The following is a 16,538-nucleotide window of genomic DNA, read 5'->3' on the forward strand; positions in this document are numbered from 1 at the left end:
CGGGGCGTCGATATGCGTTATTGTGGGCTTCGTAACTATCTGTGGTGTTGTGGCGCCTGCTTCACAAGCGGGTGTGCGCACATCACGGTGAGCAAATCTTGCTCAGTGGGGTTGCATTGCACACCGTTGAGCACGTTGAGGAGGAACTGAATGTCCCGCATTGGAAATGCACAGCTCAAGTCGAAGGTCATGACCGCTGAAGAGGCGGCTGAGCTGATCAATCACGGCGACAAGATCGGTATTTCGGGCTTCACCGGCGCCGGCTACCCCAAGGCGCTGCCCACCGCTATCGCTAACCGCGCAAAGGAAGCACACGAGCGCGGCGATGATTTCATGATCGACCTGTTCACTGGCGCTTCCACCGCCCCGGATTGCGATGGCGTGCTTGCAGAGGCAGACGCTATCCGCTTCCGTACCCCTTATCAGTCGGACCCGATCCTGCGCTCCAAGATCAACGACGGCACCACCTTGTACATGGACTACCACCTCTCGGAGTCCGGCCTGTACGTGGAGCAGGGCTTCTTTGGCAAGATGAACTTCGCCATCGTTGAGGCCGTGCGCATTACCGAAGACGGCCACATCGTGCCTTCTTCCTCCATCGGTAACAACGTCGAGTACCTGGACAACGCCGAGAAGATCATCATCGAGGTCAACTCCTGGCAGTCCGAGGAGCTCGAGGGCATGGCGGATATCTACCGCATTAACCACCTGCCCAACCGTCAGCCCATCCCGATCACCGCGCCTGAGCAGCGCATCGGCTCCACCTACATCGACATTGACCTGGACAAGGTCGTTGCCGTGGTTGAGACGGACGCACCTGACCGCAACGCTCCCTTCAAGCCGGTTGATGAGACTTCCAAGAAGATCGCTGGCCACTTCCTCGACTTCCTTGAGGGCGAAGTTGCCGCCGGTCGCCTCACCTACGACGGCTACATCATGCAGTCCGGTGTGGGTAACGTGCCCAACGCCGTGATGGCTGGCCTGCTCGACTCCAAGTTCGAGAACATCAAGGCCTACACCGAGGTGATCCAGGACGGCATGGTCGACCTGATCGACGCAGGCAAGATGACCGTTGCTTCTGCTACCTCCTTCTCGCTCTCGCCCGAGTACGCCGAGAAGATGAACAACGAGGCTTCCCGCTACGCCAAGCAGATCATCCTGCGTCCGCAGCAGATCTCCAACCACCCCGAGGTTGTGCGTCGTCTGGGCCTGATCTGCACCAACGGTCTGATCGAGGCCGATATCTACGGCAACGTGAACTCCACCAACGTGATCGGTTCGCGCATGATGAACGGCGTGGGCGGCTCTGCCGACTTCACCCGTAACGGCCTGATCTCCTCCTTCATCACTCCTTCCGATGCCAAGGGTGGCGACATCTCCGCAATCGTGCCGATGGTTTCTCACGTCGACCACACCGAGCAGGACGTCAAGGTCATCATCACCGAGTACGGTTACGCCGACCTGCGTGGCCTGGCACCCCGCCAGAAGGTGGAGAAGATGATCGCTCTGGCTCACCCGGACTACCGTCCGCTGCTCGAGGAGTACTACGAGCGCGCTCTGAAGATCGCCGAGGAGAAGAAGATCATGCAGACGCCTCACGACCTGGCAAATGCGCTTTCCTTCCACCAGCGCTTCCAGGAGACCGGCTCCATGAAGCTCTCCTAAGCTAGCTTCCTAGCTTTTCGACGAAAGCCCCACGTCACTGTTTTCACGCAGTCCGTGGGGCTTTCTCGTGTCCATTTTGAACCTCGCAAAAGCAGTGTTGTACACTCCCATAAGTGGCCATGAAAATGGTCAGTGGGCCTTTAGCTCAGTTGGTAGAGCTACGGACTTTTAATCCGCAGGTCCCGGGTTCGAGCCCCGGAGGGCCCACATAATTAAAACCCCCGCTAGCCTGGTGTTGTTCCTGGTTGGTGGGGGTTTTCGCGTATGTAGCATGCGTGATATTTCAGCCTGTTTTTAGTCTCGTATGTCGTGGAAATGTCGTGGGATTGCGTATGTATGGACCGGCGACCTTGGTCATGATCGGCGGGACCATGAGTCGATTGTGCGCGGCGAAATCAGCGACCAGGCCACGCATGCGCAACTGATCAAGCTCAGACACGCGCACCTTCTGGCCAAGGCGGCAAATCAATGGTCATGCGCTTAGCGCCAGGCACAGCACCAATCTGCACGAATCGTATTGAGCTGCATTACACAAGCCCTTTCTCTTCTCGAATAATGCAATACGTCATCACTTGCTCATCAGCGTCTTCGCACACGCCTCAGCCGGCCTTCGAACCAGGCGCATCTACCAACTAAACGGCGCTAACTAGAGCCGACACAACTCGACGGCTTGACCGACTCAACCTGCACGCAGGAGATCAGATATACGGGTGCTCAACCGGAACTGGTTCGCCAGGTTCATCATCATTCTCCATCGCATCCAAGGCAGCCTGCTGGGCTTCTTGTTCCTGATATTCGCGTCGCACCTGCTCACGACCTCGAATCACATTGCCATCAAAGTCGAGGACGACGTGGTCATCGTCAAGACACCAAGTTGGACGGCTTCCAGTTTCCACCTGACCCGATTCTTCTCGAATCGCTAAGATGTTGCTTGGTCCGGTTTCTAGTGGGCTGATTACTCGGTCTCCCCGAAACTCGAAGACACGGCCATCGTTATCGCTTAATGGGCCGTACTTCACTTCGGGGATCAAGGCTCCTACGCTGTTCTCGTAAGACTTCGCTATCGCAATAGCCTGATCCAAGGTTACTGCCATTGGTCTAGCTCGCCTCCTGGAACATCCAAACACTCATCAACGTCGGTCACAATCGTCGATGCGGGTCACTGCAAACGAACCAGGCTTAATAGCTGGACACCGTAGCATTCTCCCATCGCGATTCTCAGTATGCTCTTCAGAATACTTGCGAGTTGCGGCGCCAGATCTACCATTTTGTGGATCATGGATCGCAATACGGTTCCCCTCTTTTCCCATACAACAGTGTGCCCACTGTTGGACCCTGACCATCCATGGTGGCGAAGCCCCGTGCCCCTTCTGGAATCTGCCTGCTCAAATATCTAATCAGGTCACTGACTGCTTTTTGGTTTTGCCAGGCATCGTCACAAACCTTGGTGACTCACCGGCCACTCTGTCTGCACCAACAATGCTCAGAGCGTGCTGAGTGTTCCACTGAGCACTATTAACAGGGAAGTGGTTTGATCAGGCGGTGAAGCGGTGCGTGAAGGATGGGTGGATTTGTACGTGGGTGACATTGCATGGTTTGCGGCATACTGGGGCGTTTTCGCGTGTCGTGTGATTGTCGTGGGTTTTGGGAAACCTGGAGTGTTTGCGCTGGTGATCGGTGTTTAGTTTTAGGGTTCAAATCCCTGTGCCTCCGCTTCATAAGACCCCGCTAGCCTGGTGTTGTTCCCGGTTGGCGGGGGTTTTGCTTGCTTTAACAAGTGACTTCTTCGGCCTTGCTCGGTGGATACCGGACCTCCCACAGCACTTTTCACCCCCGGTCGGACAAAAAGTGTTTTTGGTGCAGAAAAGTGTGTTTGACTGGCTGAGTCCCTATAACCCCACTATTTTTCGTTTGCAAGGAGAATCCGTAGTGACTGAACCCCAACACCCCGAGGTGCCACAGCAACCTCCGGCTTCACACGGCAACCAGTACCCTCAAGCACCAGAGCAGCAGTATGCAACGCAGGCTCCTAAGAAAGACGAGTCGAAAAACGTCGTTGGCATCGTAGCTCTGGTCTGCGCAGTAGTCGGCTTTATTTTTGCCTGCATCCCCGGTGCCCTCATCATCGGCTGGGTGCTGCTGCCGATCGCTTTCATCCTTGGCATCGTGGGGCTCTTTACCAGCAAGAAACGCCGCACCGCTGTCATTGCGATTGCTGTTTCCGTTGTTGGTTTCGTCGTCGGTGTGCTCGTCTTCGTTTTCGTTGTTGCCCAAGCCTTTGACGACGCCTTCAATTCCGAATCCTCTGTGTCTTCAGGGGATGGAAGCGCATTGGAAAAAGGTGCAGGCAGCTCGCGTGAAAATCCGCTCCCACTCGGTTCTTCCATCGAATCCGAGGACTGGAAGGTCACTATCAACTCCGTTGATCTCAATGCAGATGAAGCTGTGCTGGCCGCAAATACATTCAATGAGCCTGCGCCCGATGGGCAGAAGTACATCCTGGTTAACTACACCGTGGAATACATCGGAGATAACTCCGAGGGTGAAGTGCCGAGCCCTGTGGTTTCCTATGTCACCAGCGACGGCAACACCTTGAGCGTTTTGGATAACTTCGCCGTGGCGCCTGATCACATCGACACCGTAGACAAGCTCTACGAAGGCGGCAGCGTGAGCGGCAACCAAGTCCTCACCGCACCTGTAGACAACGCCCAAGATGGCGTGCTTGCGGTCAGTGCGGATCTCACCAGCGCTACTAAGTTCGTTTCGGTGCAATAAAACCGTGCATAGCCTGGCGTTTTGTGTTCTGGAATTGTTCAAGTATAGTTCTGCACAGTCACAAAGCGCCGAGCGCTTGTGTACTTGCTCCCATCGTCTAGGGGCCTAGGACACCGCCCTTTCACGGCGGCGACACGGGTTCGAATCCCGTTGGGAGTACAGCCATCATCCCCACAGTTTTGTTCTGTGGGGACGTGTGGCCTGTGTGGCCCTGTGGCGCAGTTGGTTAGCGCGCCGCCCTGTCACGGCGGAGGTCGCGGGTTCAAGTCCCGTCAGGGTCGCCAAAAAATCAAAAGCAGCATCCTCAATGAGGGTGCTGCTTTTTTTGTTGCGTGGGCGTCGAAAAGCTTAGGAGCGAAGCTCCTCCAAAGCCTCCGGCGACTCAGGCAGGATCTGGCCACCATCGACGATGATTCCCTGGCCCGTGATGTAGCCGGCGAGGGGAGAAGCCAGGAAGGCGACAGCGCCACCAATGTCCTCAGCGGTGCCCAGCTCGCCCATGGGCACGCTGCGAGCCATCTGAGCCACATAATCCTCACCCATGGCCTCAAGACCCGGAGTGAGCACATTGCCCGGCAGCACCGCATTCACGCGAATGCCTTTCGGTGCAAGCTCGATGGCGGCGGAACGCACAAAGCCCATCTGCGCGGCCTTCGTTGCGCCATAATGCGCCCAGCGAGGATAGCCCGTGACATTGCCGGTGATCGAAGACGTCATCACGAATGAACCGTGCTCAGACTTCTCCAGGTGCGCGGTGGCCGAGCGGACAACGTGCAGCATGCCTTTGACATTGATATCGAAGATGAAGTCGAAATCCTCGTCGCTCATCTCTTCAATGCTTGACTGCGGGTAGATGCCAGCGTTGTTGGCCACAAGGTCGAGGCCACCCAACTCTTCGGCTACCTCATCTACCACCGTGCGGCACTGATCCAGATCGCGTACATCTAGAATGCGCGCCTTGAAGCCCTCCTTCTCGGCAGCCTCGCACTCTTCCTGATTGATGCCGGTAACAACAACCTCAGCGCCCTGTTCGCGCAGCACCTTGGCAATACCGGCGCCGATGCCGATGGTGCCTCCGACTACTAGAGCCTTATGTTGATCTAATAACATGATTCCTCCTAGCATTGCTTGGCGGTCAAGCTTGATACCAGGCTAGTGGAATATGGTTTGACGTGCAGATTTATTAGCAGCCCCACATAGCTGCGCAAAATCAAACGAGCATTATGGGTTTGTGATGGAAACAACCCACACGCAGCAGAACAACACCTTGTGGTGCCCGGGACGCTAAAAACAAAACAGCATCTCCGCAAAAGAGATGCTGTTGGCATGGCTTTAGGGGATGCTCAGGTCGCTTCCTTGGCTAGCGATGACCTTCTTGTACCAGTAGTAGGAATCTTTGGGCTTACGCGCACCAGATCCTTCGAGAGCGTCATCGAGGTCTACATAGATATAGCCGTAGCGCTTACTCATTTGGCCGGAGCCGGCGCTTACGCAGTCGATTGGCGCCCAACTGGTGTACCCCATAACCTCCACGCCATCGATGGTGATTGCATCTCGCATAGCGCCGATATGATCTGCCAGGTACTTAATGCGCTCGTGATCGTGGATTTCGCCGTCTTCGGCTAACTCATCGCGCATCCCGAGGCCATTTTCCACCACGAAGACGGGCATCTGATAGCGCTCATACACATCGCACAAAGTGATCCGGAAGCCAAGTGGGTCAATTGGCCAGCCCCATTGGGAGTACTCCAAATAGGGGTTTTTCGCCGTTTTCATCAGGTTGCCCTTGGCCACAACCGCATCCGAGTCCGGCCCTGCAACAGTGCGCGAGTTGTAATAGGAAAAAGAAATGAAGTCGACGGTGTACTTGGCCAGCAACTCCACGTCGCCTGGGGCGAATTCGGGCAGAGCGTTCTCTGCGCTGAGCTTGTTGATCGCCCACTGCGGATATGCTCCTCGAGCCTGTATGTCCACGAAGAAGTAGGAGTCTCGGTCGACCTCACGTGCAGCCCACACGTCGGTGGGGCGGCAGCTATACGGGTATGCACTTCCGGCTGCAAACATACAGCCCACCTGGTTTTCCTCATCAACTTCGTGCGCCAGCTTTGTGGCAAGCGCACTCGCCACAAGCTGGTGGTGAGCAGCCTGGTAGATGGTGGATGTAGCCAGGGACTCGTCTTCAATGATTACGCCCGCGCCAAGGAAGGGGGCATGCAGGATCATATTGATCTCATTGAACGTGAGCCAGTGACGTACGCGCCCTTTGAAATGTTGAAATAGTGCCGAGCACAAACGCGTATAGTGCTCGATCATTGAACGGCTGCCCCAGCCACCGATCTCTTTAATAAGCGCTACCGGACAATCAAAGTGGCTGATCGTCACTAGGGGAGTCATCCCATATTCGAGGCAGCGGTCAACGATGCGGTCGTAAAAGGCAAGTCCTTCCTGCGAGGGTGTGCTGTCGGTGCCTGTGGGGAAAATCCGAGTCCACGCAATGGAAAAACGGAAGCATCGAAATCCCATTCCGGCGAGAAGCTCAATGTCAGCCTCTGCCTGCTTGTAGAAACTGATCGCCTCGTGGGACGGGTAGAACCAGTTATCTTGAAGCGCCAAGGGGGTGTTGCGTCCCCGAATGACATCCATACGGGCGTCACCTGAAGGGCAAAGATCGACATTAGCCAGTCCTCGCCCATCATCTAAGAAGGCGCCTTCGATTTGGTTGGCTGCTGTGGCCCCGCCCCAGAGGAAACCTGTGGGAAAAGCGGGTGGCTGCTTAGGAGACATTGGCGGTGCCTTTCGAGTCGATCGTGTGGAAAAGTGTTTGGCCAGCTTCAATATTGAAGTGCTCTTGTTCGAGCTCATCAGTGATCTGGTGTTGCGCGTGATTGACTAAAACCAATGGAGTGGTGGTGGAATAGCCTGCAGCACGGACGACTTCCAGATCGACGTCGACTAGCGACTGACCAGCTTGAACTTGGTCGCCACGGGAGACGTGACAGTTGAAGCCTTTGCCCTTTAACTCAACTGTATTCATGCCGATATGTAGGAGGATCTGGGCGCCAGAATCGGCCTTGATTGCGATTGCGTGCAACGTTGGGAAAACGGTGATGATTGTTCCATCAACCGGGCTGAGGAAATGGCCATCACTAGGGTCGATGGCTACTCCCTTGCCCAGTTTGCCGCCGGCAAATGCAGCATCTTTCACCTCGGATAGCGGTAAGACGGTGCCGTTGACTGGGCTGAGAACCTCAAATTCTTCTAGTGCCGCGCTCTCATCCTCTACAGCCTGGGCAAGCGTAGTCTCAGCCTCTACTTCCTGAGGGGATTCTTTGTAGAACAGCATGGTGAGGATAAAGCCACTGAGCATGGAGATCGCAACACCAGCGAAAGCCACATATAGATTGTCGGGGCTTCCATCTGGATTCATCATCCCCGGGAACTCGAAGATGCCCATGCCGCCCATCACGAACTTTCGGAAGTTCATGGCGCCGTAGAACGCGCCGCCGATACCACCTGCGATACAGGAGATATAGAGAGGCTTTTTTAGAGGCAGCAGGATGCCATAGATAGCAGGTTCGGTCACTCCGAAAATGCCTGAGATGAAGTTTGGCATGCAGAGCTGTTTGATCTTTTTGTCTTTGGTTTTGAAGAACACGCCCAACACAACCGCAGATGTGGCAAAGGTGCAGGCGAAGAAGGGCATCATGACGTTGTCGTAACCGTTGGTCACGATGTTGTTGATGTAGACGGGGATGAACCCCCAGTGGAGTCCAAAGATCACCAAAATCTGCCAGGTGAGGCCGACGAGTAGACCCGCTAGCAACGGAGATACGTCGCGGAGGCTGATAACGAGATCTGCAATAGCCGAGCTGCCAAGTGCTGCTACAGGACCAATGAGTAACAGCCCCAAAGGCACAGCTACCAACAACGTGAGCATCGGAGAGAAGAAGAACTTCACGAGGTCTGGGATGACCCGGTCGAAAAACCGAGCAATGTAGCTTGCTGCGTACACAACAAAAATCACCGGGATCACTGTGGAGGTGTAATCCATGCTGACTACCGGGATGCCCAGGAAGGACATGTAGACATCTGTGGCATAAGGAGTGTCGGCAAATAGGGTGCTGATCGGGGAGCCGTCTGCAGAAAGGGCTGAGGCCTGGATGGTGGGGAAGCACATAATGATGCCGATGAGCATTCCCAGCATGGGTTTGAGACCAAATTTCGATGCTGCTGTGTAACCCAAGAACACCGGCAGGAACATGAATAGCCCATCACCGATGGCACCAAGAATGATGTAAATGCCGGAGCTTTGCTCGTACCAACCCAGATTGTTGAATAACAGGTTCAGACCTTTGAGCATGCCGCATGCAGCCATGAGCCCGAGGATTGGTTGAAAGATAGCTGAAACAACGTCGACAAAGCGGGTGAGGAGGTTGCCTTCCTTCGGTGCGTCTTCGGTGTCTTCCGAAGACACATTCAGGAGCGGTTCGACTTCTGCGTACACATCCGCGACGTCATTTCCGATGACAACTTGATACTGCCCGCCGGACTGCATAACAGTCACCACTGCGTCGTGATTTTTGAGGGCTTGTGTGTCTGCCAGACCTTCGTCTTTTAACTTGAAGCGAAGCCGGGTGATGCAGTGGGTAAGCGACATGACGTTTTCGGCGCCGCCTACGAGTTGGACAATGTCTGCCGCAATGTCCTGGTATGAGAGTTTTTGAGCCATGGTGATTTCCTCTTCGTGGAAAAATCCTGGCCGGGTGGGGTCACGCCATCCTTAATGTCACGGCCCCCAGGTGGTGGGAATTATGTAGTGCACTCATTGTGGTGCATGTTCGTGCGATAGATCGCCTAGATCTGTGAGAGGTCTTCAAGTAGTCGAGATAGTCGCTCTATTGCTCACCTCCATCTCTTTGCTGTGTCGACACAAGACGTGCGAGGTGTAGGGAGAGGTACAACATTTCTGCGTCGTCGATGGTGTAGCCGAACTCTGCCATGAGTTGAATGCTCACTGAATGGACACATGACACCACCTCTGGATGCCGAAGCGCAATGGTGTCGAGCATTTCGGATCCATGCTCATTTTCTATGGTGAGTGCTAGGGCTTCGTCCGTGATCAGCCTTTGCGCGAAAAAGCGCAAATGGGTGATGAACCGTTGGTAGGTCAATGATTGAGCATCTACCTCGAGACGGAGAAGTTCGATGACTCTTTGCTCAATTGCATGGACTACTTTGCTAATGCGCATGAGCTCAGATGCATCTTGGCCGCCTTGAGCTGTAATCAAATGCAAGGCGATGAAGCCGGCCTCACCTTGGGGTAGCTCAACGCCCGTTGCCTCGGCGATAATGCCCAGCGCTTCTTTTCCGAGCGCAAATTCCTCTGGATAAAATCGTTGCATCTCGGAGGCAAAGAGATCCGCGATAGCTGCGCCTTGTTCTGTACGCTGCACCGCTCCGAAGATATGGTCGGCAAGCGGGAGCAGCATGTTCCTCTCCAGCGGGGCAGGGATCTTGCTGGCTGCGATCTCTAGGATGCGTTGGGCGATCCGTAGATAGTCCACCGGCATGGTGGTGAGTAAGTCTTGAAGGTAGTCACTTCCATGCTCAGGGGAGCCGACCAGTGAAAAAACTTTTTCCACCTTCTCTTGATCGATCTCCTGTCCCCGGACTGAACCGAACCCAACCCCACGCCCGGTGACAATGCACTCTTTTCCTTGGCCGTCCTCGACGAGCACAGCGTTGTTGTTGAGCTTCTTGATCGTCTTCAACGATTACCTCCGCTGCGATCGTGAGTGGGCATGTTCAGTGGTTTCGACACAAGATATGGCAATAAAAAAACCTGCCAACCGGATACCCAAGAAATCACCAGCAGAAGTTCTAAAAAGAAACTTGGGTGGTATCGAGGACACCTGTGGCAGGTCAAGCTGGCGTCAATCGCCATAACTATCCTGTGCTACTGGGAACTGTACCATAGGGCACTACCGCTAGCGGAAGTGATCTCATGCACAAAAAACGAGGCTGAGGTTTTGGCTGTGCCCAACAACAGGGGAATGGTGGCCATCTGACGCTGTGTCAGTTGAAACCTTATAAAGGCTTGTTGAGCAGGCGATTTGTTAGCTTATAGTGAGCTGTGTAGTATTTCGAGTCGTGCATCAGCGCGGGTTTATATCCGAGCTGACGTACTTGAAAATGCAAGGCCCTGTGGCGCAGTTGGTTAGCGCGCCGCCCTGTCACGGCGGAGGTCGCGGGTTCAAGTCCCGTCAGGGTCGCTCGGTTACTTCGGTAGCCAGTGGCGCGGTAGCTCAGTTGGTAGAGCGTCCGCCTGAAAAGTGGAAGGTCACCAGTTCGATCCTGGTCCGTGCCACAACCAAAACCCCAACTGCTTTCGAGCAGTTGGGGTTTTTATTCTCTGTTTCTACATCGCTGGGCTTCAAGCGTCGCAGTTGGTGCATACTAGAGCTCAACATAACCGACAGTGAAAAAGAGGGAGCTTGGTATGAGCGATCAGCCCACCGAAGTACGCCACGAGTCCGTCCAGAGCCGTTTCGCCATCTTCTACGGCGATAACCTCGCGGGGTTCGCAGAGTACGTCGAAAGCGACGGTGTGCGCGATTTCAACCACACTGTGGTGTTGGAGGACTACCGGGGCCGCGGCCTGTCTAAGCCATTGATCCGCGAGGCGCTCGACGCCACCCGTGAAGAAGGCCTCAAGGTGAAGCCGAGCTGCTCTGCAGTGGCGAAGTTTATTGAGAAAAACCCTGAGTACGCTGAACTCAAGGCCTAAATCATCACCGTCTTAGAGCCAGTAGATCCAAATAGCAAAGCAGCCGCCCTTGTGGGCGGCTGCTGGCTTTTCTGAGCACCCTGATCGCTAGATGTAGTAGTCGGGGTCCACGAGTTTGATGCACTCAGCATCCTTGCGTGGGCGTGCCTTGGCAGGAATGCCTACGGCGATGTGCTTGGCGGGAACATCTTTTGTCACCACCGCATTTGCACCGATGGCTGAGTCCTTGCCGATGGTGATGGGCCCAAGCACCTTTGCGCCGGCACCAATCGTTACCCCATCTTCGATGGTGGGGTGGCGTTTGGTTTGGGTGAGTACCTGCCCGCCCAAGGTAACGCCGTGATAGAGCATGACGCCCTCGCCGATCTCTGCGGTTTCACCGATCACGATGCCCATTCCGTGGTCGATGAAGAAGCGCCGACCAATGGTGGCACCGGGGTGAATCTCGATGCCGGTGAGAAAGCGCGTGAACTGCGCAAGGATGCGTGCGGGGCCTTTGAGGTTACGCAGCCATAGCCAGTGGGCTACGCGGTGTGCCCAAATGGCGTGGAGACCCGAATAAACGATGGCGTTTTCAACGTCGCCACGTGCCGCTGGATCATGTTCGCGGGCGTTGCGCAGATCCTCACGGATCGTTCGCAGGATGTGCTTCATGTTTGTTAAACCTATCAGTCAGCGCAAAAAGCCAAGAAGAAAACCCCCGAGGCAGTGTTGAGGTGTACGTACTGCCGTCGAGGGCTGATGCCATAAGTGGCAAATTAGTCGCGGATATCCTCAAAGAGCACGGTGGATACGTAACGCTCGCCGTAGTCGCAGACGACGGTCACGATGGTCTTATCCTTGTTTTCTTCGCGGGAGGCGATCTCCAGGGCAGCCTTCACATTGGCACCGGTGGAGATGCCACCGAGGATGCCTTCTTCTGCCGCGAGCTTGCGGGAGGTAGCGATGGCGTCTTCGTTGGAAACGGTGAGCACATCGTCGTAGATCTTCTGGTTGAGCACCTCGGGAATGAAGTTGGCGCCCAGACCCTGAATCTTGTGCGGGCCTGCCTTGCCGGTGGTCAGCAGTGCAGATGCCTCTGGCTCTACGGCGTAGATCTGGATATCTTCCTTGCGGTCGCGCAGCACTTCGCCCACACCGGTAACGGTGCCGCCGGTGCCCACACCTGCGACGAAGATGTCGATATCGCCATCGGTATCGCGCCAGATTTCCTCAGCGGTGGTCTTGCGGTGCACCTCGGGGTTCGCAGCGTTAGCGAACTGGCGCGCAAGAATTGCGTTCTCGCGTTCGGCCACAATTTCATTGGCCTTATCTACAGCGCCCTGCATGCCGGCTGCACCGGGGGTGAGCACGATTTCTGCACCGTAGGCGCGCAGCATCACGCGACGCTCAAGCGACATGGTCTCTGGCATGGTCAGCACAACGTTGTAACCGCGGGCAGCGCCAACCAGGGCCAGGGCGATACCGGTGTTACCGGAAGTTGCTTCCACGATGGTGCCGCCGGGGGAGAGCTCGCCGGATTCCTCGGCTGCGTCGATAATTGCCTTACCAATGCGGTCCTTCACGGAGTTCGCGGGGTTGAAGGATTCGATCTTGACCAAGACGTTGCCGGGCAGGTCTTTGCTCAGACGGTTAAGGCGCACCAGTGGGGTGTTGCCGATGGTTTCCAGAATGTCGTTGTAGATCTTTGCCACGTTAATTCTCCTCGTGTTGTTGTTGACGTGTTCCGAGCATAGTGCTTCTTCAACTAAAAAGCTAGACAGAGCCGTCTTTTAGTATATACAGATCGGTCTGCTTGACCTTTCTCTCATTTCCACTGCTTAGGCCAAGCCATCAAGGTGAAGCTTGTCACAATTTTGGCTAAAAAATTCCCACAAAGAGCCAAAAATTGGCGCTTATTGAACATCGTTATTGCTCCGCCTGTACTTCCTCGGGGTTGGGCGCCAATGCGGTAGGCGTGCCCTATGACTGCGCTCAATGGGAGGGGGGTTCACTTTTGAGCCCTCCTGCACTTTCCTAAACGGAGGGTGTGCAATCGGTTTTTCCTGCAAGAACCGACATTCCTGGCGGGCTAACAGGCTTTAAGGCCATCCAGTGCAAAAAGTGCAGGGGTAATTTTGCATAAAAATGGGTGCCCCTGGCATACCCCCAAGCGATAGTGAAAGCGGAAATCTGTTCTTGATAATCGGACACAAGGCCGTGCTTTGATTACCCCCATTTCATGGTTATACTTTGCACAGTTAAACCGAACACCTTGGCAGCGAGCCCTCATGGTCGCGGTCGTGACCAGCGCTCCAAGGCAGTTGACAGGAGGACGCACGGTGGAAACCCAGCGCACCCGTGATGACGAAGACGCCATCCGTTCAGCACTTTCTTCGCTCAAAAACGCCACGGGCATTCCAGTAACCATGTACGCCACGGTGATCGGGGAGCATCGCCTGCAGATCAGTCAATGGATCGGCCTTCGCACGCCGGCACTGCAGAACCTCGTCATCGACAATGGCGTCGGTGTTGGTGGCCGCGTGCTCAAAACCCGGCGTCCTGTGGGCGTGAGTGATTACACCCGCGCCAACGTGATCTCCCACGAGATGGACTCCGTTATCCAAGATGAGGGACTGCACTCCATCGTTGCTGTGCCCGTCATCGTTCAACGCGAAGTGCGCGGCATCTTGTATGTCGGTGTGCACTCGCCGGTGCGCCTGGGAGACAAGGTCATTGAAGAGGTAGCCATGACGGCGCGCGTGCTCGAACAAGACCTCGCCATCAACGCCGCCGCACGCCGGCCGGAGGGGATGCGCAATGGTGCCATGAAGCCCAGCCGTGCGATGAATGGTGCGGAGTGGGAGCAGGTTCGTTCCACCCACTCCAAGCTGCGGATGCTGGCCAACCGCATTACTCAAGAAGATTTGCGCCAGGAGCTTGAAGAACTCTGCGACCAGATGGTTGCTCCCGTGCAGGTCAAGCAGACCACTAAGCTTTCTGCACGCGAACTCGACGTGCTTTCCTGCGTGGCCCTGGGGCACACCAATGTTGAGGCCGCAGAAGAAATGGGCATCGGTGCAGAAACGGTGAAGAGCTACCTCAGGAGCGTGATGCGCAAACTCGGCGCGCACACTCGCTACGAGGCAGTCAATGCCGCCCGCCGCATCGGCGCATTGCCCTGATCTGCCAGCTCAACCGGGCGCGAGCCCTTCGGGTCCAGCCAAGGCCTGGGCCACAACATTGAAGGCCACAGCAACATCGAAGGCCGCCGATAGCGACACCTGGCCCAAGCACACACCGCTTCGCCAAGGAAACTTAGAAAGCCCCCGCAAATGCGCGAGGGCTTTTTCTTTTTGTTGAGTGCGTTAGCGCTGGCCGCCTGGAACCCACTTGACGTCTTGGGAATCATTGGCCACGCGGCAAAGGATGAAGAGCAGATCGGAGAGTCGATTCAGGTACTTCGCTGGCAGGGCGCTGGTGTTGTCCGGGAACGCATCAACTGCCTCCCAGGCTTTCCTTTCGGCGCGTCGGGCAATGGTGCGGGCGCTATGCAGCAATGCTGCGCCTTTGGTGCCGCCGGGAAGGATAAACGAGTCGAGCTTGGCAAGATCCTCGTTGAAGCGATCGCAATCGGCTTCGAGTCGATCAATATATTCCTGCTCAATGCGCAAGGGAGGGTACTTCGGATTTTCTTCTACCGGAGTAGCAAGGTCGGCGCCTGCGTCGAAAAGCTCATTTTGCACACGCTGCAAGGTGCTCACCACCTCGGCGTCGAGCTCGCCAAAGGCGATGGCCACACCAATAGAAGCATTAAGTTCATCACAATCGGCGTAGGCAGCAAGGCGAGGATCCGATTTGGAAACGCGCTCGAAGTTGGCCAAAGCCGTGGTGCCATCATCGCCGGTACGGGTATAGATCTTGGTTAGGTGAACAGCCATGACCTTTAACCTACGCGGTTTCTTGGGAGGGTTCAGTAGGGTTAGGGGCGTGAACGACAGATTTCTTGTAACCGGTGGTGCTCGACTCCAAGGCTCCGTGCGTGTAGCTGGCGCAAAAAATAGCGTCTTAAAGCTCATGTCGGCTGCCCTATTAGCTGAGGGCACCACCACTTTGAGTAATTGTCCGGAAATTCTCGACGTGCCCTACATGAAGCGCGTACTCGAAGGCCTCGGGTGCTTCGTCACCATCAACGGCTCCGATGTTTCGATTACTACGCCGGCAGAAATTGCCAGCGACGCCGACTTCGATGCAGTGCGCCAATTCCGCGCCTCGGTATGCGTGCTCGGCCCGCTCACGGCACGCTGCGGGCGGGCAAAAGTAGCGCTTCCCGGTGGCGATGCCATCGGTTCAAGGCCACTGGATATGCACCAATCCGGTTTAGAAAAACTCGGTGCTACCACCCATATCCAGCACGGATGCGTGGTTGCCGAGGCGCAGCATCTTCGCGGCGCCAATATTCGCCTCGATTTCCCCTCGGTGGGTGCCACCGAAAATATCCTCACCGCCGCGGTGCTGGCTGAAGGCACCACGGTGCTGGATAACGCAGCGCGCGAGCCTGAGATTCTTGATCTTTGCGTGATGCTCAAGGAGATGGGCGCAGATATTACTGGTGAGGGCACTTCCACTATCACCATCCGTGGAGTAGAAAAGCTCCACCCGGCGGACCACGCCGTGATCGGCGATCGCATCGTGGCAGGTACGTGGGCTTATGCCGCAGCGATGACCCAGGGAGATATCACCGTCGGTGGCATTGCGCCGAAGTATCTGCACCTGCCGCTTGAAAAGCTCAAGGTTGCCGGCGCTGAGGTCGAAACCTATGAACACGGCTTTAGGGTGCGGATGAATCACCGCCCGCAGGCGGTGGATTTCCAGACGCTGCCGTACCCCGGCTTCCCAACCGACCTGCAACCCATGGCCATCGGCATCGCCACCATCGCGGAGGGCAGCTCGGTCATTACCGAGAACATTTTCGAGGCCCGATTCCGCTTCGTTGACGAGCTTTTGCGCCTTGGTGCCGACGCCACCGTGGACGGCCACTACGTGGTGATTCGCGGGGTGGAGCAGCTTTCCTCGACCCCGGTATGGAGCTCGGATATCCGCGCAGGCGCCGGTCTGGTGCTCGCGGCATTGTGCGCAGATGGCGTGACCGAAGTGCACGATGTCTTCCACATCGACCGCGGTTACCCAAACTTCGTGGAACAGCTTCGTTCGCTTGGCGCCACCATCGAGCGCGTAAGTGATGAGCGCTAGTTTTTAGCTTTTCGACGACCACGCCCCCGGCTTTTGTGTGTTTGAGCTGGGGGTTTGTGTGTTGGTTGGGGTGTGTGTA

The 16,538-nt window shown here is 55.8% G+C and carries 13 protein-coding genes and 5 tRNA genes; 10 read left to right on the top strand and 8 right to left on the bottom strand.

All coding sequences use genetic code 11. From position 1 onward, the window contains the following. Positions 1–150 precede the first annotated feature (150 nt). Together scpC and IEU99_RS09620 are read left to right on the top strand one after the other, a co-directional pair. Positions 151–1,665: a succinyl-CoA:acetate CoA-transferase ScpC gene (gene scpC, locus IEU99_RS09615; RefSeq protein WP_123959593.1), complete on the top strand. Its 1,515-nt coding sequence runs from the start codon at positions 151–153 to the stop codon at positions 1,663–1,665. 134 nt (positions 1,666–1,799) lie between these two features. Beyond that, positions 1,800–1,872 (top strand) — tRNA-Lys (locus IEU99_RS09620). A 491-nt stretch (positions 1,873–2,363) separates the two neighbouring features. On the opposite strand, the gene IEU99_RS09625 is transcribed toward IEU99_RS09620, so the two are convergent. Next, positions 2,364–2,759, bottom strand: coding sequence for a hypothetical protein (locus tag IEU99_RS09625; protein ID WP_128889280.1), 396 nt, complete (start codon positions 2,757–2,759; stop codon positions 2,364–2,366). A gap of 835 nt (positions 2,760–3,594) precedes the next feature. Between IEU99_RS09625 and IEU99_RS09630 the strand changes: the two genes are divergently transcribed. The 3 genes from IEU99_RS09630 (at position 3,595) to IEU99_RS09640 (ending at position 4,724) form a co-directional block, all read left to right on the top strand. After that, entirely contained in the window at positions 3,595–4,440 is an 846-nt protein-coding gene (locus IEU99_RS09630) for a hypothetical protein (protein WP_206731211.1), read from the top strand. 86 nt (positions 4,441–4,526) lie between these two features. Beyond that, positions 4,527–4,599, top strand: a tRNA-Glu gene (locus IEU99_RS09635). 48 nt (positions 4,600–4,647) lie between these two features. Beyond that, a tRNA-Asp gene (locus tag IEU99_RS09640) sits at positions 4,648–4,724 on the top strand. Between the two features lie 64 nt (positions 4,725–4,788). On the opposite strand, the gene fabG is transcribed toward IEU99_RS09640, so the two are convergent. From fabG to IEU99_RS09660, 4 genes are all read right to left on the bottom strand, one after another. After that, entirely contained in the window at positions 4,789–5,550 is a 762-nt protein-coding gene (gene fabG, locus IEU99_RS09645) for a 3-oxoacyl-ACP reductase FabG (protein WP_128889281.1), read from the bottom strand. Between the two features lie 222 nt (positions 5,551–5,772). Next, complete coding sequence (locus IEU99_RS09650; protein WP_128889282.1) at positions 5,773–7,224, bottom strand: 6-phospho-beta-glucosidase; 1,452 nt, start codon at positions 7,222–7,224, stop codon at positions 5,773–5,775. Beyond that, positions 7,214–9,169 (bottom strand): beta-glucoside-specific PTS transporter subunit IIABC, encoded by a 1,956-nt coding sequence (locus tag IEU99_RS09655; protein ID WP_128889283.1) that lies wholly within the window; start codon positions 9,167–9,169, stop codon positions 7,214–7,216. Before IEU99_RS09655 ends, IEU99_RS09650 begins: the two co-directional genes overlap by 11 nt. 166 nt (positions 9,170–9,335) lie before the next feature. Beyond that, positions 9,336–10,211 (bottom strand): PRD domain-containing protein, encoded by an 876-nt coding sequence (locus tag IEU99_RS09660; protein WP_128889284.1) that lies wholly within the window; start codon positions 10,209–10,211, stop codon positions 9,336–9,338. A 427-nt stretch (positions 10,212–10,638) separates the two neighbouring features. On the opposite strand from IEU99_RS09660, the gene IEU99_RS09665 reads away from it, so the two are divergent. From IEU99_RS09665 to IEU99_RS09675, 3 genes are all read left to right on the top strand, one after another. Then, positions 10,639–10,712, top strand: a tRNA-Asp gene (locus IEU99_RS09665). 22 nt (positions 10,713–10,734) lie between these two features. Further along, positions 10,735–10,807: transfer RNA gene (locus IEU99_RS09670), tRNA-Phe, on the top strand. Between the two features lie 132 nt (positions 10,808–10,939). Beyond that, the gene (locus tag IEU99_RS09675; RefSeq protein ID WP_128889285.1) at positions 10,940–11,227 is read left to right on the top strand and encodes a GNAT family N-acetyltransferase; all 288 of its coding nucleotides are present in this window, start codon (positions 10,940–10,942) and stop codon (positions 11,225–11,227) included. 87 nt (positions 11,228–11,314) lie between these two features. On the opposite strand, the gene epsC is transcribed toward IEU99_RS09675, so the two are convergent. After that, a complete protein-coding gene (gene epsC / locus IEU99_RS09680) occupies positions 11,315–11,881 on the bottom strand; it encodes a serine O-acetyltransferase EpsC (RefSeq protein WP_128889286.1) in 567 nt (188 codons plus the stop codon). 104 nt (positions 11,882–11,985) lie between these two features. After that, positions 11,986–12,921, bottom strand: a complete 936-nt coding sequence (gene cysK, locus IEU99_RS09685) for a cysteine synthase A (RefSeq protein WP_128889287.1) — start codon at positions 12,919–12,921, stop codon at positions 11,986–11,988. Between the two features lie 627 nt (positions 12,922–13,548). Here cysK and ramA point away from each other — a divergent pair. After that, positions 13,549–14,391 (top strand): acetate metabolism transcriptional regulator RamA, encoded by an 843-nt coding sequence (gene ramA / locus IEU99_RS09690; RefSeq protein ID WP_128889288.1) that lies wholly within the window; start codon positions 13,549–13,551, stop codon positions 14,389–14,391. A gap of 183 nt (positions 14,392–14,574) precedes the next feature. Here the strand turns inward: ramA and IEU99_RS09695 are convergent, their stop codons facing one another. After that, complete coding sequence (locus IEU99_RS09695; RefSeq protein ID WP_128889289.1) at positions 14,575–15,147, bottom strand: cob(I)yrinic acid a,c-diamide adenosyltransferase; 573 nt, start codon at positions 15,145–15,147, stop codon at positions 14,575–14,577. Positions 15,148–15,196: 49 nt separating this feature from the next. Here IEU99_RS09695 and murA point away from each other — a divergent pair, with 49 nt between their 5' ends. Continuing rightward, on the top strand, positions 15,197–16,459 hold the full coding sequence (murA, locus tag IEU99_RS09700) for a UDP-N-acetylglucosamine 1-carboxyvinyltransferase (RefSeq protein WP_128889290.1): 1,263 nt from the start codon (positions 15,197–15,199) through the stop codon (positions 16,457–16,459). Positions 16,460–16,538: the final 79 nt, after the last annotated feature.

Source organism: Corynebacterium pelargi (genome assembly GCF_014635485.1).
Lineage (GTDB): Bacteria > Actinomycetota > Actinomycetes > Mycobacteriales > Mycobacteriaceae > Corynebacterium > Corynebacterium pelargi.